20 protein-coding genes and 1 riboswitch are annotated in these 17,631 nt (G+C 71.6%); of the genes, 12 read left to right on the top strand and 8 right to left on the bottom strand.

The window, feature by feature from the left end:
- Positions 1–396: 396 nt before the first annotated feature.
- A complete protein-coding gene (locus AB0877_RS25445; protein ID WP_366611976.1) occupies positions 397–1,059 on the top strand; it encodes a C39 family peptidase in 663 nt (220 codons plus the stop codon).
- 752 nt (positions 1,060–1,811) lie between these two features.
- Here the strand turns inward: AB0877_RS25445 and dusB are convergent.
- From dusB to AB0877_RS25425, 4 genes are all read right to left on the bottom strand, one after another.
- Positions 1,812–2,984 carry a tRNA dihydrouridine synthase DusB gene (dusB, locus tag AB0877_RS25440; RefSeq protein ID WP_366611975.1) on the bottom strand — a complete coding sequence of 391 codons (1,173 nt, stop codon included), beginning with the start codon at positions 2,982–2,984 and terminating at the stop codon, positions 1,812–1,814.
- Positions 2,985–3,035: 51 nt separating this feature from the next.
- Positions 3,036–4,415 (bottom strand): glycine--tRNA ligase, encoded by a 1,380-nt coding sequence (locus AB0877_RS25435; protein ID WP_366611973.1) that lies wholly within the window; start codon positions 4,413–4,415, stop codon positions 3,036–3,038.
- A 114-nt stretch (positions 4,416–4,529) separates the two neighbouring features.
- Positions 4,530–5,009 (bottom strand): hypothetical protein, encoded by a 480-nt coding sequence (locus tag AB0877_RS25430; protein WP_112589144.1) that lies wholly within the window; start codon positions 5,007–5,009, stop codon positions 4,530–4,532.
- A gap of 24 nt (positions 5,010–5,033) precedes the next feature.
- Positions 5,034–5,375 carry an antibiotic biosynthesis monooxygenase gene (locus AB0877_RS25425; RefSeq protein ID WP_366611971.1) on the bottom strand — a complete coding sequence of 114 codons (342 nt, stop codon included), beginning with the start codon at positions 5,373–5,375 and terminating at the stop codon, positions 5,034–5,036.
- 29 nt (positions 5,376–5,404) lie between these two features.
- On the opposite strand from AB0877_RS25425, the gene AB0877_RS25420 reads away from it, so the two are divergent.
- The 8 genes from AB0877_RS25420 to AB0877_RS25385 all read left to right on the top strand — a co-directional run bounded on the left by AB0877_RS25420 (position 5,405) and on the right by AB0877_RS25385 (position 9,902).
- Positions 5,405–5,662: a hypothetical protein gene (locus tag AB0877_RS25420; protein WP_366611970.1), complete on the top strand. Its 258-nt coding sequence runs from the start codon at positions 5,405–5,407 to the stop codon at positions 5,660–5,662.
- A 62-nt stretch (positions 5,663–5,724) separates the two neighbouring features.
- A complete protein-coding gene (locus AB0877_RS25415; RefSeq protein WP_366611969.1) occupies positions 5,725–6,672 on the top strand; it encodes a metal ABC transporter substrate-binding protein in 948 nt (315 codons plus the stop codon).
- Positions 6,669–7,430 carry a metal ABC transporter ATP-binding protein gene (locus tag AB0877_RS25410; protein WP_366611967.1) on the top strand — a complete coding sequence of 254 codons (762 nt, stop codon included), beginning with the start codon at positions 6,669–6,671 and terminating at the stop codon, positions 7,428–7,430. The genes AB0877_RS25415 and AB0877_RS25410 overlap by 4 nt, the downstream gene beginning before the upstream one ends.
- Positions 7,431–7,433: 3 nt before the next feature.
- A complete protein-coding gene (locus AB0877_RS25405; protein ID WP_366611966.1) occupies positions 7,434–8,300 on the top strand; it encodes a metal ABC transporter permease in 867 nt (288 codons plus the stop codon).
- Between the two features lie 43 nt (positions 8,301–8,343).
- Complete coding sequence (locus AB0877_RS25400; protein WP_088988100.1) at positions 8,344–8,643, top strand: metalloregulator ArsR/SmtB family transcription factor; 300 nt, start codon at positions 8,344–8,346, stop codon at positions 8,641–8,643.
- Positions 8,640–9,038: a Fur family transcriptional regulator gene (locus AB0877_RS25395; protein WP_091409697.1), complete on the top strand. Its 399-nt coding sequence runs from the start codon at positions 8,640–8,642 to the stop codon at positions 9,036–9,038. The genes AB0877_RS25400 and AB0877_RS25395 overlap by 4 nt, the downstream gene beginning before the upstream one ends.
- A 78-nt stretch (positions 9,039–9,116) precedes the next feature.
- Positions 9,117–9,725 carry a hypothetical protein gene (locus AB0877_RS25390; protein ID WP_366611965.1) on the top strand — a complete coding sequence of 203 codons (609 nt, stop codon included), beginning with the start codon at positions 9,117–9,119 and terminating at the stop codon, positions 9,723–9,725.
- Positions 9,726–9,734: 9 nt separating this feature from the next.
- Positions 9,735–9,902, top strand: a complete 168-nt coding sequence (locus AB0877_RS25385; protein WP_355009250.1) for a hypothetical protein — start codon at positions 9,735–9,737, stop codon at positions 9,900–9,902.
- Between the two features lie 104 nt (positions 9,903–10,006).
- On the opposite strand, the gene AB0877_RS25380 is transcribed toward AB0877_RS25385, so the two are convergent.
- The 4 genes from AB0877_RS25380 to AB0877_RS25365 all read right to left on the bottom strand — a co-directional run bounded on the left by AB0877_RS25380 (position 10,007) and on the right by AB0877_RS25365 (position 14,382).
- Positions 10,007–12,004 carry an acyl-CoA dehydrogenase family protein gene (locus AB0877_RS25380; RefSeq protein WP_366611963.1) on the bottom strand — a complete coding sequence of 666 codons (1,998 nt, stop codon included), beginning with the start codon at positions 12,002–12,004 and terminating at the stop codon, positions 10,007–10,009.
- 105 nt (positions 12,005–12,109) lie between these two features.
- A complete protein-coding gene (locus tag AB0877_RS25375) occupies positions 12,110–12,613 on the bottom strand; it encodes a DUF6328 family protein (RefSeq protein WP_366611962.1) in 504 nt (167 codons plus the stop codon).
- Positions 12,614–12,750: 137 nt separating this feature from the next.
- Complete coding sequence (locus AB0877_RS25370) at positions 12,751–13,500, bottom strand: SIS domain-containing protein (RefSeq protein ID WP_366611960.1); 750 nt, start codon at positions 13,498–13,500, stop codon at positions 12,751–12,753.
- A gap of 51 nt (positions 13,501–13,551) precedes the next feature.
- Entirely contained in the window at positions 13,552–14,382 is an 831-nt protein-coding gene (locus tag AB0877_RS25365) for an alpha/beta fold hydrolase (protein WP_366611959.1), read from the bottom strand.
- Between the two features lie 107 nt (positions 14,383–14,489).
- Positions 14,490–14,594, top strand: a riboswitch (TPP riboswitch).
- A 74-nt stretch (positions 14,595–14,668) separates the two neighbouring features.
- On the opposite strand from AB0877_RS25365, the gene AB0877_RS25360 reads away from it, so the two are divergent.
- The 3 genes from AB0877_RS25360 (at position 14,669) to AB0877_RS25350 (ending at position 17,610) form a co-directional block, all read left to right on the top strand.
- Positions 14,669–15,262 carry an ECF transporter S component gene (locus AB0877_RS25360; RefSeq protein ID WP_366611957.1) on the top strand — a complete coding sequence of 198 codons (594 nt, stop codon included), beginning with the start codon at positions 14,669–14,671 and terminating at the stop codon, positions 15,260–15,262.
- A gap of 120 nt (positions 15,263–15,382) precedes the next feature.
- Positions 15,383–16,813 (top strand): ABC transporter ATP-binding protein, encoded by a 1,431-nt coding sequence (locus AB0877_RS25355; protein WP_366611956.1) that lies wholly within the window; start codon positions 15,383–15,385, stop codon positions 16,811–16,813.
- On the top strand, positions 16,810–17,610 hold the full coding sequence (locus AB0877_RS25350) for an energy-coupling factor transporter transmembrane component T (protein WP_366611955.1): 801 nt from the start codon (positions 16,810–16,812) through the stop codon (positions 17,608–17,610). The genes AB0877_RS25355 and AB0877_RS25350 overlap by 4 nt, the downstream gene beginning before the upstream one ends.
- The last annotated feature ends 21 nt before the right edge of the window (positions 17,611–17,631 follow it).

Raw genomic sequence — 17,631 nt, 5'->3', positions numbered from 1 at the left:
GGGTCCGTGTCGCCCGCTCGACGAGGACCGCCGTTTGTCCGGTTTGACGCTTGGTGTCGGGTGGTTGGGGCCACCCTGGCGGCGGAATGGTGGGCCAGGCCGGGTCGTTATACCTGGTAGACCACCGCAGCAGCCCGGTTCAACTCCGAGCCGGGGCCTGACGGAACAGCCGCCGGGAACACCTGGCAGCCCGCGCCGGTTACACCCCCGATCGGCCGAGCACCACGACGGCTGATCCCCTCGCGGGGTGGGCGGAATGACCTGCCACCGCGAACGGTTACACCACGTCCCGACGCCGACCCGTAGCTGGGTCGCCGGGCAGACGAACTTTCCCCGCATCACCAACTACCCCCGGGTGTGGTGTGGGTTTCCCCCAAGGCAGAGGAGCACGCCATCATGCGTACCGATCTGATCCGTAAGACCGCCCTGACCGCCGCTGGCCTCGCCTTCACCGGTGGTGCCATCGCCGGACCCGTCACCACCGCGTTCGCCGCCCCGAGCACCGGCAAGCCGGCGTCGCAGGCGCAGACCGACCGCAAGGGTCACGGTGAGCGTCAGCTCGGCGTCCGCTACGAGGCGCAGCCGAACTTCTACTACTGCGGCCCCGCCGCCGCCCGCAACGCCCTGTCCGTCCAGGGCAAGGACATCAGCGTGGACGCCATGGCCAAGGAGATGGGCACCACCGAGGCCGGCACCAACTCCATCAACGACATCACCCCGGTGCTGAACAAGGAGACCGGCAAGAAGGACGCCTACCGCTCCGTCGAGATCAGCACCCCCAAGGCCGACGAGAAGCAGACCGACAAGCTGCGCGCCGACGTCGTCAAGACGGTCGACGACGGCCGGGCCGTGGTCGCCAACATCGCCGGCACCACCACCGACACCGACGGTGGTATCCACTCCTTCGAGGGTGGGCACTACATCAGCGTCGTCGGCTACCGCGACAGCGGCAACATCGTCAAGATCGCCGACTCCGCCGACCCGAACACCGCCTCGTACGAGGTCACCATCGAGCACCTCGCGGACTGGATCGCCACCCGCGGTTACGCCACCAGCTGAGTACCACCCACCGCCGAAGGGTCGGACCCCACCCAGGGTTCGGCCCTTCCGCATGCCGCGCCCTCGCGCCCCCGCGCCCCGCGCCCCGCGCCCCGCGCCCCGCGCCCCGCGCCCCGCGCCCAAGATCCTCACAACATCCCCGATGCTGCTGCCTCCGACACGCACGGAGACACCAACATCCCTGATATTGAGCGGATCTCGGCGCCGAGTACCCGGCGGGGTCCCTTGGTTGCGTCACGGGTCCTTTGGAGCTGATGTCGTAAACGAATCAGCGTCGCCACGGCAGCCGTGAAGGAACGTCGCAATGCGACTACAGGGCAACCGGGTGCGGCACCTGCAGGGCAACTCGCCACGGCAACCACAGGGCATCACGGTGACGGCAACACAGCCGTGGCCACCACAGAGCAACACGGTGACGGCAACACAGCCGTGGCCACCACAGAGCAACACGGTGACGGCAACACAGCCGTGGCCACCACAGAGCAGCAAGCCGTGGTAGCGACCGCCGGGCAGTGCGAGTCAGTGGCACCGCCGATGGTCGCACGGCCGAGCTTAGGTCATGACTCGTTTACGACATCAGCTCGATAGCGTGCCGCACCCCTACGTCCGCCCCCTGCTCCCGGCCGAACCGGGCCGGAGCTGGCCCGACACAGGGCCGGAGCTGGCCCGACACAGGGCCGGAGCTGGGCCGATACGGGGCCGGCACCCTGCGAAGAAGCTCCGACGGCGACGACCCCCGTAGGGTCGAGGACTCAGCCGCCCGAGTCGTCCATCTCGGCGCCCTCGGGGACCGTGTCGTCGTCCCGGCTGGCCAGCCAGCCCTCTGGCAGGAAGACCTTGCCGGGCGAGTTGGTGCGCCCGCGCGGCTGCCCGAGGGCGGTCATCGGGAACGGCTCCGCCGGGTCGAGCTTGCCCAGCAGGTCATCGAGCTGGGCCAGGCTTTCGATCATCGCCAGCGAGCGCCGCAGCTCGCCGCCGACGGGGAAGCCCTTGAGGTACCAGGCGACGTGCTTGCGGAAGTCGGTGCAGCCGTCCCGTTCACCTCGGGCCGGATTGCGGGCGCCGGCCGTGAACTGGTCGACCAGCAGCTCGGCGTGCCGGCGCATGGTCACGGCCACCTCGCCGAGGGTGGGCAGCCGGCGCTCCGGCCGACTGTTGAAGGCGGCCTCCAGGTCGGCGAAGAGCCACGGTCGGCCCAGGCAGCCGCGCCCGATGACCACGCCGTCGACACCGGTGTGGGCCACCATGCGCAGCGCGTCGTCGGCCTCCCAGATGTCGCCGTTGCCGAGCACCGGCACATCGAGGGCCTGCTTCAGGGTGGCGATCGCGTCCCAGTCGGCGGTGCCCGAGTAGCGCTGCGAGGCAGTGCGCCCGTGCAGGGCCACCGCTGCCACGCCGGCTTCCTGGGCGGCGAGCCCAGCCTCGACGTACGTCAGGTGGTCGTCGTCGATGCCCTTGCGCATCTTGACAGTGACCGGCACGCCGGACGGTGCCGCGGCGGCCACCGCGGCCCGCACCAGCCGCGCGAAGAGCCGCCGCCGCCACGGCAGCGCCGCGCCGCCGCCGCGCCGGGTGACCTTCGGGACCGGGCAGCCGAAGTTGAGGTCGATGTGATCGGCCAGGTCGCGCTCGACGACGATCCGCACGGCGGCGGCGGTGATCTCCGGATCGGTGCCGTAGAGCTGGAGACTGCGGGGCTTCTCGTCGTCGCCGAACGCGATCATGCGCAGCGTCTTCGGGTTGCGCTCGACAAGCGCCCGAGTGGTGATCATCTCGCAGACGTAGATGCCGCCGCCCTGCTCGCGACAGAGCCGACGGAACCCGACGTTGGTGATCCCCGCCATCGGCGCGAGCACGACCGGCGGCCACACCTGGTGGGGGCCGAGGGTCAACGGGCGCAGCGCGGGCAGGGTTGGGGCGGTCACCGCCCAAGTGTACGGGGCCCCGACCGGACGGTCAGGGCCCCGTGACCAGCGTCAGCAGCCGGGGAGGCGCTCGATCAGGTAGCGCTCGACCTGGTCCAGGGAGACCCGCTCCTGGACCATGGTGTCCCGGTTGCGCACCGTCACCGCGTTGTCGTCCAGGGTGTCGAAGTCGACGGTGACGCAGAACGGGGTGCCGATCTCGTCCTGCCGGCGGTAGCGACGCCCGATCGCCTGCGAGTCGTCGAACTCCACCACCCAGCGCTTGCGCAGCAGGGTCGCGAGGTCCTTGGCCTTGGGCGACAGGGCCTCGTTGCGGGACAGCGGCAGCACCGCCACCTTGACCGGGGCGAGCCTCGGGTCGAACCGCATCACGGTGCGCTTGTCCACGCCGCCCTTGGTGTTCGGCGCCTCGTCCTCGTCGTACGCCTCCAGCAGGAAGGCGAGCACCGCGCGGGTCAGACCCGCGGCCGGCTCGATGACGTACGGCATCCAGCGCTCACTCTTGCTCTGGTCGAAGTACGACAGGTCGACGCCGGAGTGCTTGCTGTGCGTGGAGAGGTCGAAGTCGGTGCGGTTGGCGACACCCTCAAGCTCGGCGAACTCGGTGCCACCGAACTGGAAGCGGTACTCGATGTCCACGGTCCGCTTCGAGTAGTGCGACAGCTTCTCCTTGGGGTGCTCGAACAGGCGCAGATTGTCCGCCGAGAGGCCGAGGTCGAGGTACCAGTTCCAGCGCTCCTGGAGCCAGTACTCGTGCCACTGCTCGTCGGTGCCCGGCTCGACGAAGAACTCCATCTCCATCTGCTCGAACTCGCGGGTCCGGAAGATGAAGTTGCCCGGGGTGATCTCGTTGCGGAACGACTTGCCGGTCTGCGCGATGCCGAACGGGGGCTTCTTGCGAGCGACCGTCTCGACGTTCTTGTAGTTGACGAAGATGCCCTGCGCGGTCTCCGGGCGCAGGTAGTGCAGCCCTTCATCGCTCTCCACCGGGCCCAGGTAGGTCTTCATCAGGCCGTTGAACATCTTCGGTTCGGTGAAGGTGCCCTTGTTGCCGCAGTTGGGGCAGTTCAGCTCGGCCAGCGAGGTGAGCGGCTTGCCGTGCTTCTCGGCGTACGCCTCTTCCAGGTGGTCCGCCCGGAACCGCTTGTGACAGAACTGGCACTCGGTGAGCGGGTCGACGAACTCGGCGATGTGGCCGGACGCCTCCCACACCTTGCGGGACAGGATCACCGCGGAGTCCAGGCCGACGACGTCGTCGCGCTGCTGGACCATCGTCTTCCACCACTGCCGGCGGACGTTCTCCTTGAGCTCCACGCCGAGCGGACCGTAGTCCCACGCCGATCGGGTGCCTCCGTAGATCTCACTGGAGGGGAAGACGAAGCCTCGGCGCTTGGCGAGGCTGACGACGGCGTCGATACGGTCGGCTGGCATGTTTCCTCCTACGCCGGCTGGCGGTCGGCGGGGGCGAGATGTGGACTGAACGGTCGGTTCGGGACAACGGTACGACCACCGTCGCCCCGAGCCCAGCAGAATACCGGGGACGGGTCAGCTGACCTCGCAGACCTCCACGCCACCGGTCTGCCCGTCCTGCCCGAGGCTGACCTGTTGCCGCTCCCGGTCGCCGCCGTCGAGGGTCACGTCGACGGGCACGGTCAGGTAGGTGGTGTCCACCTCGCCCACCCGGAACGCTGTCACCTGCGGTTCGGCGGCGGCGCGCCGTTCGAACTCCGGCCGGGACTCCCGCCGCTGCGCGTCGTCGCAGAGCTGGTCGTACGCCCGCCCGTAGTTCCGCTCGACCAGCGCCTGGTAGTAGTCGCCGGTCACGGTGCGGGCCTGTTCGCGGATGGCCTGGACTCCGCTGACGGCCAGGCCGACGACGGCGGTGCCACCACCGCCGCAGCAGAGCACCACGGCGAGCGCGCCGACGCCGAGGCCGATCCAGAGCCGGGTCCGGCGGCCCTCGGTGGGCGGCGCGGCGAACGGCGGAGCCACCCCGGGACCGGGTGGCGGGGCGGGTGCGGTCATAGGAGCAGCGTAGTGTCCGGCGGCTCAGCGGTAAGGACCCGCAGCCCGATCACTCTCGGCGACGACCACGGCCCCGCCGGGGGCGGCGGTGGCCAGCGCCTCGTACGCGGAGGGCTCGTCGACGGACTCGGCCAGCAGCGGCACGGCGCTGACCTTGACCTCGAAGCCGCCCAGCGCCCGCCGGTAGGTGCCGACCGACTCCCACTCGGTGACCAGTGACCAGTGCCGGGGGTCGTCCAGCGCCCGGACCAGTTGACCGCGCAGGTAGCCGGGCCGGGCGGCCAGCGCGGTGAGGGCGGCGTGCGCCCGTTCGGTGAAGCCGTCGGCGGCATCGACGTCGACCACGAACCGGTTGGTCACCAGCACCGGGGGTTCCTCCTCGTAGAGTCTGTGGGATGCAGCGTACGCAGCGCCCTCTGCTCGCCCGGTTGGCCGGGGCGAACCCGACGTCGGTGTTCCTGCTCACCCTGGTGGTGGTGCTGGTGGCGTTCTTCACGCCCGGGGTGATCGGCGGGCTGCTCACGCTCGCGCTCGCCGGGGTCCTGATCGCCCTGTTGGCGACGACCTGGGCGGTTCAGGCGCCGCAGACCCGGCTGATCCGACTGCTGATGTTGACCCTGCTGGTGACGGTGGGCCTCGCGAAGCTGCTCTGAAATGAAATCATGCGTTCATGCGTTTTTGACAATCATTATCGTTGCCACGGACAGTTGATGACATGAACAACCGCGCCCCGTACCGTGTCCTGGCCGCCGCGACCGCCCTGCTCGCCCTGGGCGCCGGGGCCGGCTGCTCCACCGGTGACTCCGCCGGCGCCGACCCCCAGCGAGTCGACGTGGTGGCCGCGTTCTACCCCCTCCAGTTCCTGGCCGAACGGATCGGCGGCGACGCGGTCCGGGTCACCAACCTGGCCAAGCCCGGCGCCGAGCCGCACGACCTGGAGCTCAACCCGAGCCAGGTCGGTGAGGTCAGCGACGCTGAGCTGATCGTCTACCTCAAGGGATTCCAGCCGGCCGTGGACGACGCCGTGGCCCAGAACGGCGGCGACCGGGCGTTCGACGTGACGAGCGTGCAGCCGCTGTTGGACGCGTCCGCCGGCGGGCACAACCACGAGGGCGAGGAGGAGGGGCACGCCGAGGAGGGCGGCGGCAAGGACCCGCACGTCTGGCTCGACCCGACCCGGCTGGCCGGCATCGGTGACCAGCTCGCCCAGCGGCTCGGCAAGGCCGACCCGGACCACGCCGCCGACTACACCGCCCGGGCGACTGCCCTGCGCGCCGACCTGACGACACTGGACGGCGAGTTCAAGCACGGTCTGGCGACCTGCCAGCGACGGGAGATCGTGACCAGCCACGCCGCGTTCGGCTACCTCGCCGACCGCTACCAGCTCGACCAGGTCGGTATCACCGGGCTGAGCCCGGACGTCGAGCCCTCGCCGCAGCGCCTCGCGCACGTGATCGAGGAGGCCAAGGAGCACCAGGCCACCACGATCTTCTTCGAGACCCTGGTCAGCCCCAAGGTGGCCGAGACCATCGCCGGTCAGGTGGGCGCGAAGACCGCCGTGCTCGACCCGATCGAAGGGCTCGCCGCCGGCAGCGACGGGGACTACCTTTCGGTGATGCGCACCAACCTGCGGACCCTGCAGACGGCCTTGAGCTGCTCGTGACCTCACCTGTCATCACCGTCGAGCACGGGGTGGTCGGCTACGACGGCCGCCCCGTGCTCCGGGACATCTCGCTCACCGTGACCGCCGGCGAGGTGGTCGCGATCCTCGGCGCCAACGGCTCGGGCAAGTCCACCCTGATCCGCGCCGTGCTCGGGCTGGTGCCGATCAGCGCCGGCTCGGTCACCCTCTTCGACCGGCCGTTGCGCCGGTTCCGGCAGTGGGCACGCATCGGGTACGTCCCGCAACGCCTGGGCGCCGGCGGCGGCGTACCGGCGACCGTCCGGGAGGTGGTGGCCTCCGGCCGGCTGGCCCGTCGGGGGGTGCTTCGTCCGCCGGGTCGAGCCGACCGGGCCGCCGTCGACGCCGCGCTGGGCGCGGTCGGGCTCGCCGACCGGGCCGCTGACCCGGTGTCCACGCTCTCCGGCGGCCAGCAGCAGCGCACCCTGATCGCCCGCGCCCTGGCCGGCAAACCGGAGCTGCTGGTCCTCGACGAGCCCACCGCCGGGGTGGACGCGGCCAGCCAGGAGGCCTTCGCCGGCGCGCTGCGCGACTTCGTCGGCGACGGCGGAACGGTTCTGCTCGTCGCCCACGAGCTGGGCCCGCTGCGACCGGTGATCAGCCGGGCCGTCGTCGTCCACGAGGGTCGCATCGCCCACGACGGCGCGGTGCCGGACCCGGCGGGCCACCACGCGGAACCCGACCACGACCACGTGCACCCGCACTGCTACGACGAGCCCGCCGGGCTGTGGAGCAACTGACCCATGGAACTCTTCCAGTACCCCTACATGCAGCGCGCCCTGATCGGCGCGTTGATCATCGGGCTGGCCGCGCCGGCGCTCGGCATCTACCTGGTGCAGCGCCGGCTGGCGTTGATCGGCGACGGGGTGGGGCACGTGGCGCTGACCGGCGTCGGCGCGGGGTTGCTGCTCAACCGCTCGCCGGTGCTGGTCGCGGTGATCGCCGCCACCATCGGCGCGGTCGCCATCGAGACCGTCCGGGCCCGCGGGCGTACCTCCGGTGATCTGGCTCTGGCTCTGCTCTTCTACGGCGGCATCGCGGGCGGCGTACTCCTGGTCGGCCTCTCCGACGCGACCAGCGCGAACCTCAACGCCTACCTGTTCGGGTCGCTGACCACCATCTCGCCGGCCGATCTGACCACCATCGCGGTGCTCGGCGCGGCGATCCTGGTCACGATGATCGCGTTGCGGCCGGCGCTCTTCGCGGTCAGCCACGACGAGGAGTACGCCCGGGTCTCCGGCCTGCCGGTCCGCACGCTGAACCTGCTGATCGCGGTCGCCACGGCGATCACCGTGACCATCGCCATGCGGGCCGTCGGCGTGCTGCTGATCAGCGCGTTGATGGTGGTGCCGGTCGCCACCGCCCAGCAGGTCACCCGGGGCTTCCGCAGCACGATGGCCGCCGCGATGACGCTCGGGCTCTTCGCCGCCGGCTCGGGTGTCTGGATGGCGGCCACGGCGGACACCGCACCGGGCGCCTCGGTGGTGCTGGTGGCGATCGCCTCGTTCCTGGTGGTGGCCGTGGCCGGCGCGGTCTGGCGGGTCGTACGCCGTCGGAGGACGCCGGCCGCCGCACCGACGCCGGAACCTCACGAGGTCGTGCTGAGCTGATCCTGGTCGGCGCGACGTCGGTGGTATTGGTTACCGTTGCAGGATGACCAGCGCGACGGGCTACGACGGGTTCGACGGGGCCAGCGAACTGCTCCGCGCCCTGTCCGCTCCCATTCGGCTGGCCATCGTCAGCGAGCTGGCCGACGGCGAGCGGTGCGTGCACGAGTTGGTGGAGAAGCTCGGCGCGGCACAACCACTGGTCTCCCAGCACCTGCGGGTGTTGCGCGGAGCGGGCGTGGTGCGCGGCTCCCGCCGAGGCCGGGAGATCGCCTACAGCCTGGTCGACGAGCACGTCGCGCACATCGTGGCGGACGCGGTCAGCCACGCCGGGGAGGGATCATGAGCGAGAGCAGCGCCGCGGTGCGCAACACCCGGCAGCGTTCGGCGGTGAGCGCGCTGCTGGGCGAGATGGAGGGCTTCCACAGCGCCCAGGACCTGCACGCGATGCTGCGCCAGCGCGGCGAGCGAGTCGGCCTGACCACCGTCTACCGCACCCTCCAGGGGCTCGCCGACGCCGGTGAGATCGACGTTATGCGTCCGCCGGGCGGCGAGCACCTCTACCGCCGGTGCAGCGAGGGGCACCACCACCACCTGGTCTGCCGGGTGTGCGGGCGTACGGTCGAGGTGGCCGGACCGGCCGTGGAGAGCTGGGCCGACCGGGTCGCCGCGCAGCACGGCTACGCCGACGTCAGCCACACCCTGGAGATTTTCGGCACCTGCCCGACCTGCCCACGCTGATCCGCCAGCCCGGCCGATCGCGATCCGGGCTCACGTCACGGCTACACCGCGGGACACGTTCGTGGCACGCTGACCAGCGTGAAGATCTATGCCGATCGGTTTCCGACCGCCGCCCGTCAGTTGCTCACCGACCTGCTCGTCGTCGCCTGGGTGTACGCGGCGATCCGCGGCGCGCTGTGGCTGCACGACCTGGTGCAGAAGCTCGCCGTACCCGGACAGAAGCTGGAGGGCGCGGGCAGCGGCCTCGCCGACAACCTCGCCGACGCCGGCGGGAAGGTTCGCCGGGTGCCACTGGTCGGCGACGAGCTGACCGCCCCGTTCCGGCAGGCCGCCGACGCGGCCCGTGGGCTGGCCGACGCCGGCCGCGACCAGCAGCACCTGGTCGATCAGCTCGCCCTCGCCCTCGCCATCGCGGTGCTGATCTTCCCGCTCGGCATCGTGCTCCTCGGTTGGTTGCCGCTGCGGCTGCGTTGGATGCGCCGAGCCGGGTCGGCCGCGAAGCTGGCCGTCGGGCCGGCCGGCCGGGACCTGCTCGCCCTGCGCGCCCTGGCCACCCAGCCGCTGGGCAAACTGAGCCGGATCGGCCCGGACGTCGCCGAGGCGTGGCGGCGCGGCGACGACGCGACAGTCGACGCCCTGGCCGCCCTGGAGCTGCGCCAACTCGGTCTACGCGGCCGGGGCCGCTAAGGTCGTCGGGTGTTCTACTTCCTCGTCGTCATCGCCGTCCTGCTGCTCGGCTACGCCGCTGTCCTGGTCTCCTTCCTGCGCCGCGGCAAGAAGATCCCACCCGCGGCATACCTGGCCCTGGCCGGGCTCAACGGTCTGATCCTGGCGGGGGTGCTGGCCTGGGCGGTGGCCCGCTGACTGACGTGGGAGCCCACGGCACCAGCGCCGGTACGGCGGCGAGCCCACACGGCACCGCCCGGACAGCGGCAGACCCACCCGGCGGCGAGGCCGCGCGACAGGGCTCAGGGCTTCGGCGGGATGCGGCGGCGGACATCCTCGGAGGTGGACGGGCCGGGCGACCAGCGGGCCACCCAGGGCAGTTCCTCGGACGGGGTGAGCACACCCTCCTCCAGGCTCGCGTAGCGGCCGGCGAGGATGCGCTTGGCGGCAGCGGTGTCGACCGAGTCGGTGTTGTCCCAGAGGCCGGCGAACAGGGCGTCCACCCGCACCCGCGCCTGCCGGCAGAACAGGTCGGCCAGCTCGATGTTCTCCGGGCGACTGTCGCGCTCGGCGGAGGCCCGGACGCAGACCGCGGACATCGCGAACAACTCGGCGCCGATGTCCACCACCCGGCCGAGGAACGCCTGCTTACGCTCCATCTTTCCCTGCCAGCGGGACATCGCGTAGAACGTCGACCGGGCCAGCTTGCGCGACGACCGTTCCACCTGGCGCAGGTGCGCGGCGAGCGGGCCGAACTCGGCGTACGCCGAAGGGCTCTGCCCCCGACCGACGGCGAGCGTGGGCAGCCACTTCGCGTAGAAGGCGCCCGCTCGCGCACCGGCTCGGGCCTTGCGGCCCAGCCCCGCGTCCGGGTCGATGATGTCGCCGGCCACCGACAGGTGGGCGTCGACCGCCTCCCGTGCGATCAGCAGGTGCATGATCTCGGTGGAACCCTCGAAGATCCGGTTGATCCGCAGGTCGCGCAGCATCTGCTCGACGGCGGCCGGGCGTTCGCCGCGGGCGGCCAGTGAGTCGGCCGTCTCGTAGCCGCGCCCACCGCGGATCTGGACCAGCTCGTCGGCGATCTTCCAGGCCATCTCGCTGGCGTACAGCTTGACCAGTGCCGCCTCGATCCGGATGTCGTTGCGGTCGTCGTCGGCGAGGAGGCAGCAGAGGTCGAGCATCGTCTCCATGCCGTACGTGGTGGCGGCGATGAAGGAGAGTTTCTGCGCGACCGCCTCGTGCTCGCCCACCGCCCGTCCCCACTGGACCCGGTCGGCGGCCCACCCTCGGGCCACGTTCAACGCCCACTTGCCGGCGCCCACGCACATGGCCGGCAGTGAGAGCCGGCCGGTGTTCAGGGTGGTCAGGGCGATCTTCAGCCCCTTGCCCTCGCCGCCGATGACGTTCTCGGCGGGGACGATCACGTCGTGGAACCGGGTCAGGCTGTTCTCCAGGCCGCGCAGGCCGATGAACTCGTTGCGCCGCTCGACGGTGATGCCGGGGCTGTCGCCGTCCACCACGAACGCGGTGATGCCGCCTCGACGTCCCTGCGTGGCCGGCACCCGGGCCATCACCACCAGCAGGGTGGCCACGATGCCGTTGGTGGCCCAGAGCTTCACCCCGTTGAGCCGGTAACCGGTGCCGTCCTCGGTGGGCTCCGCGATGGTGGCCAGCCGGGCCGGGTCGGAGCCGACGTCCGGCTCGGTGAGCAGGAACGCGGACACCTCACCGGCGGCGAGCCGGGGCAGGAAGCGTTGTTTCTGCTCGGGGGTGCCGAACATCTTCAGTGGCTGCGGCACCCCGATCGACTGGTGCGCCGAGAGCAGCGCGCCGATGGCCGGGCTGACCGAGCCGGCCAGCATGAGCGCCCGGCAGTAGTGCAGGTTGCTCAGCCCGAGCCCGCCGTACGTCCGGTCGATCTTCATGCCGAACGCGCCGAGGTCGGCCAGGCCGTGGAACACCGAGTCGGGTATGGACGCGTCCCGCTCGATGGCCTCACCATCCACCTCGGAGGTCAGGAAGGCGCGGAACCGACCAAGGAACTCCTCCGCGCGAGCCACGTCGTCCGGGTCGGATCGGGGCCACGGGTCGATCAGGTCGAGCCGGAACCGACCGAGGAACAGCTCCTTGCCGAAGCTGGGCCGGTCCCAGGTGGATTCGCGGGCGGCCTCGGCGACCTGCCGGGCTTCCTTCTCGGTGACCTGCCCGGCTTCGGCGGGCAGCGGCGCGGCGGTGCCGGCCGTGGTTTCGGAGTCGGGGCCGTCCGGTGCCGGTCGGCCGTTCTGCGTCGTGGTCACGGCTGCCCCCTCGAAAGCTCGGTGCGGCTGCGTCGACGTGCGCGACTACCACCACGCTACCCCCGGTTGTTACCCAGGGGTAGCGCAGCGTGAAGATCGACGCGCTCAGCGGCCGATGGTCGTGTCCGGGTCGTCGTCATCGTCGTCGATGTCGTCCTCACCCCAGTTGCGCCGGGCGAACGGCAGCAGCATCCAGAAGGTGAGGAACCAGAGCCCGGTCAGGGCGCTGAGCAGGAAGGCGATCGGCCGGTCCAGCACGAAGTCGGTGATCAGCAGCACCGCGCTGACCATCGCGATCAGCATGAAGGCGAGGCCACCGGTCGCCATCCGGTGCGCGAAACGAACCAGCTCCGGTTTGCGCCCCTGCCGGAACAACGCCCGGTGGAACGCCACCGGCGAGATGATCATCGCAGTGGCGGCGGCCGCCGCCAGCAACGCCACGATGTAGACGTCGCGCTGGAACTCCGTGGTCTCGGTGAACCCGTTACTGAACGGCAGGGTGAGCAGGAAGGCGAAGAGAATCTGCACGCCGGTCTGGGCGACCCGCAACTCCTGCAGCAGGTCGGCGAAGTTGCGCTGCCAGCGCTGCTTCTCGGTCTCCTTGGACACGCGCTACCTCCGGTGAGACGCTACTGCCGGCGGTCCCGCCCGCCGGCAGCAACGCCAATGCCCCACCCGGCCGAGCGCGAAACAGGTTCACGACACCTGGCGTTCATCTCGGCGACGCATGTCGGCCGCCGGCGGCGTCAGGACCCACGCCGGATCCGGCCCGCGTACCGCGCTTCCAGCTCGTTGTTGTGCGCGTCGCCGTCGGGGATGTTCGCCGACAGGTAGACCGGGGGCCGCTCCCCCGCCGCCAGCAACCGCGCCACCACCTCCACTGTCACCTGCTGCGCCAGCAGCGCCGCGGTGATCGAGGAGACCGCGCCGACCGCGCCACCACCGGGCAGGGGCAGCGTCGCGTCGCCGTACGGCGCGCCGTTGTCGAGCACCACGTCGGCGATCTCGCTCAGCTTGCGCCCGGACGGGTGCCGGGAGGCCATTTGGCCGGAGTGCCGCGCCGAGGTGATGGCCACCAACCCGTGCCCGTGCTCCTTCACCAGCGTGGCGAACTCCACCATCGCGCCGTTGACCCCGGAGTTCGAGGCGAGCACGAAGACATCGGTGGGGCGCACCGGGGCCAGCTCGTAGAGGCGGTGCGCGACGGCCGGGTCCCGTTCCAGCAGTGGGCCCAGCCGGTCGGCCGGTTCACCGCCGAGCAGCACCAGGTCGCGTAGCGCGATCCGGTTGGTCGGTACCAGACCGCCCGCCCGTCCGGCGATCTCCATGGCGAGGGCCTCCGAGTGCCCGGTGCCGAACGCGTGCACCACGCCGTCGGCGCGGACAGCCTCGGCGATCAGGTCGGCGGCCCGCCCCACCGCCTCCCGCTGGCTGTCGGCCACCCGGCCGATCGTCTCGGTCACCACGGCCAGATAGTCCTCGGCACTCACCGTCATACGTCCTCCGTCGTTCGATCGCGGGCCAGCCAGCCCGCTGCTGTCCAGTGCTCAGGCCGTCCCGCCGGCTCGGGCCAGGATCGCCTCGGCGAGCGGGGCCGGCGCGGCGTCCGGGATCCAGTGACTCACCCCGGGCAGCTGCACGAAGCGGTAGTCGCCGGTGACGTTGGGCGCGCACGCCTCGGCGGCGGTCCGGCCGATGGCGACGTCCCGGTCACTCCAGACGTACGTGGTGGGCACCGCGACCGGGCCGACGCCGGCCAGGTCGGCGCGGGACATCGCCCGGTACCAGTTCAGCGCGGCCGTCAGCGCACCCGGCTCACGCATCGGGTCGGCGTACCGGTTCACCCGGGACGTGTCGCCCACCCCGCCGAGCAGCTTGCGCAGCGCGGTGGCATGCCACGCCAGCAGGACCTTCTCCGCCTTGTCGGGCTTGCGGAACAGGGTGATGTACGACGAGCGGGCCTTCTGTTGGGCGTCGGTGCTCAGGGCGTGCGCCATGGCCGCCGGATGCGGTACGGACACGGCGGTCAGCGTGTGGACCCGCTCGGGGTGCCGGGCGGCAACCGCCCAGGCCACGATCGCGCCCCAGTCGTGGCCGACCAGGTGCACGGCGTCCAGACCGAGCGCGTCGAGCACCGCCACCACGTCGGTGACGAGTTCGGGGATCCGGTAGTCGGCCACCACCGTGGGCCGCGCGCCGGGTGAGTAACCGCGCTGGTCCAGCGCGTACGTGCGCAGCCCGCCCTCGTGCAGCGCCGGCACCACGTCGTCCCACTCGCCGCTGTGCTGCGGGAAACCGTGCAGCAGCAGGACGGGTACGCCGTCCGTCGGACCACCGACGGTCACCTCGAACGTGAAGCCTCGCGCGTCAACCCGCATGATCGGAAGCGTACCCAGCCGGCGATCGGCCACTCGCTCCCGCAGGTCAGGCGGATGCCCTGCTGGGCCCGCGCCCCTGGTCGGTGTTAGCGTCAGCGAGACAACTTCATATCCGACAGGGGAGCGCACAGCGCTGAGAGTGCGGGCACGCCCGCAGACCCTCGAACCTGATCTGGGTAATGCCAGCGCAGGGAGTTCGGTCGACCTCCAGCCGCGCCGCAGTCCGGTGCCACCGGACGCGGCGTGCGTCTTCTCCTGGTTCGCACTCACGAACTGGGAGCACCACATGACATCCACCACCGACACACACCGTTGGCGCACCATCGACATCGTGGTCGCCTCGGTGATCGCGGTCGCCTTCGGCGTCATCTTCTGGGCCTGGGGCCTGGTCTGGAGCGCCACCGAGGGCGCGTTCGCCTTCTTCCCACCGGCGCAGACGCTGCTCTACGGCGTCTGGCTGATGCCGGCGGTGATCGGGGGGCTGGTCATCCGCAAGCCCGGTGCCGCGCTCTACTGCGAGACCGTGGCCGCGGTCCTGTCCGCGCTGCTGGGCAGCCAGTGGGCCGGCACGGTCATTCCGCAGGGCATCGTGCAGGGCATCGGGGCCGAGCTGGCGTTCGCCGCCTTCCGGTACCGGTCGTTCCGCCTGCCGACCGCGGTGTTCGCGGGCGCCCTTACCGGCCTCAGCGCGGCGCTGTTCGACTTCTTCGTCTGGAACGTCGACTACGCGCTGACCGACTACCGCATCCCGTACGCGCTGCTCACCATCGTCAGCGCCACGGTGATCGCCGGCCTGGGCGGCTGGCTGCTCACCCAGGCCCTGGCCAACACCGGCGTCCTGGACCGCTTCCCGGCCGGCCGCAACCGAGCCCTGATCTGACCCCCACCACCTCGCGTCGATCATGAGGTTGACGGGCGGATGGATCTCCACAACCACCGTCAACCTCATGATCGACCGTGCAGGGTGGAGCGGGGGCGCGCGGCTGGAGGGGGTGGTTTGGTGGGCGGGGTACTGCTGCGGGGGTTCGGGTGGCGGCACGCTGGGCGGCGCGCCTGGGCCGTGCGGGGAGTTGACCTGCGGATTGAGGCTGGGGAGCGAGTTCTGCTTCTCGGGCCGTCCGGGGCCGGCAAGAGCACCCTGCTCAGCGCTCTGGCGGGGCTGCTGGCGGAGGACTCGGGCGAGCAGGAGGGCACCGTCGAGATCGACGGGCTCGACCCCCGCAAGGGGCGGGAACGGGTCGGCCTCGTCTTCCAGGACCCGGAGACCCAACTGGTGATGGCGCGCTGCGGCGACGACGTCGCGTTCGGGCTGGAGAACCGGGGCGTACCGGCCGACGAGATCTGGCCCCGGGTCGACGAGGCGCTGCACCGGGTCGGCTTCCCGTACTCCAGGGATCGCCACACCGCCGCGCTCTCCGGCGGCGAGCAGCAACGCCTCGCGCTGGCCGGCGCGCTGGCCCTGCGCCCCGCTCTGCTGCTGCTCGACGAGCCGACGGCCAACCTCGACCCGGCCGGGGCCGAGCTGGTCCGGCACGCGGTGGCCGGCGCGCTGGACGCCGACACCACGCTGATCCTGGTCGAGCACCGGGTCGCCGAGGCACTGCCACTTGTCGACCGGGTGGTCGTCCTGGAACCGGGTGGCGGCGTCCGCGCGGACGGCCCGCCCGAGGCGGTCTTCGCCGCCCACGGCGCCGCCCTGGCCGCCGAGGGGGTCTGGGTGCCCGGTCACCCCATCGCGCCCCGACCGGCCACCGCCGGGCCCGGAGAGCTGTTGCTCACCGCCGACCGGCTCGGCCTGCCGCCCCGGCTGGGCCTTACCGACCTGGCGGTACGCGCCGGCGAGGCACTCGCCGTACGCGGACCGAACGGTGCCGGCAAGTCCACGCTGGCGTTGCTGCTCGGCGGTCTGCTCCGGCCGGGTAGCGGGCAGGTCACCGCGACCGCCGAGTTGGCCGGCGCGGACCACCGCACTCCTCCGCACCGGTGGCGGGCACCCGCGCTGGCCCGACGCATCGGGTCGGTCTTCCAGGACCCGGAGCACCAGTTCGTCACCAGCACCGTCTTCGACGAGCTGGCGCTGGGCCCGCGCCGCACCGGTCAACCCGAGGCCGCCGTCAAGGAGTCCGTGGCCGGGCTGCTGGAACGGCTACGGCTGGCCCGACTCGCCGCCGCCAACCCGTACACCCTCTCGGGTGGTGAGGCGCGGCGGCTGAGCGTGGCGACCGCCCTCGCCACCGCGCCACGCCTGCTGATCTGCGACGAACCCACCTTCGGTCAGGACCGGCGAACCTGGCGGGAGCTGGTCGACCTCTTCGCCGACCTGCGCGACGCCGGGCACGCCGTGGTCACCGTCACCCACGACGCGGACTTCGTCAGCGCGCTCGCCGACCGCACCGTCACCCTGCACCGAACCCCGGACGACCACCGATGATCAGCATCGAGCCGGTCGCCGCGCCGAATGCGCCGCTGGCCCGCCGCAACCCGGTGGCGAAGGTCGCCGCCGCACTGCTCTTCTCGTTCACCCTGCTGGCGACCCTGGACCCGGTGGCCCCGGCGATCGCCATCGCCCTCGAACTGGCCGTCCTGCCGCTGTTCGGCATCCGCTACCGGGTGCTGGCCCGGCGGGCCCTGCCGCTGCTGCTCAGCGCCGTCGGCATCCTGGTCACCCTGGTGCTGTTCGCCGCCGACCGGTCCGGCCGGGTCCTGCTGGACGTGGGACCGGTGCTGGTGAGCACCGGCGTCCTGCTCACCGCGCTCGGCCTGGTGCTGCGGGTGTTCGCGGTGGCCCTGCCCGGTGTGATCGTCTTCGCGACCACCGACCCCACCGACCTGGCCGACGCGTTGATCCAGAACGCGAAGGCGCCGGCCCGGTTCGCCATCGGTGCGCTGGCCGCGTTCCGGCTGGTGCCGCTGCTCGGTCAGGAGTGGCAGATGATCAGCATGGCGCGACGCGCCCGGGGCGTCGACGCGGGACGCAACCCGGTGGCGAAGCTGCGACTCTTCGCCTCCACCGCGTTCACGCTGCTGGTCGGGGCCATCCGCCGCGGCACCCGACTGGCGGTGGCGATGGACGCCCGCGGCTTCGACGCCGGCACACCCCGTACCGTCGCCCGCCAGCAGCACTTCACCCGCGCCGACGTCCTCCTCATCGCCGGAGCTGCCGTACTCGCCGCGGCCGCCCTGACCACGAGCGTCGTCCTGGGCACCTTCCGCCCCCTCATCAGCTGAGACCCGCGCCACGCCCGCCCC

The organism is Micromonospora sp. NPDC047644 (assembly GCF_040704315.1).
GTDB lineage: Bacteria > Actinomycetota > Actinomycetes > Mycobacteriales > Micromonosporaceae > Micromonospora.
The sequence above is the reverse complement of the archived record's forward strand: the minus strand, read 5'-3'. Positions and strand labels throughout refer to the sequence as shown.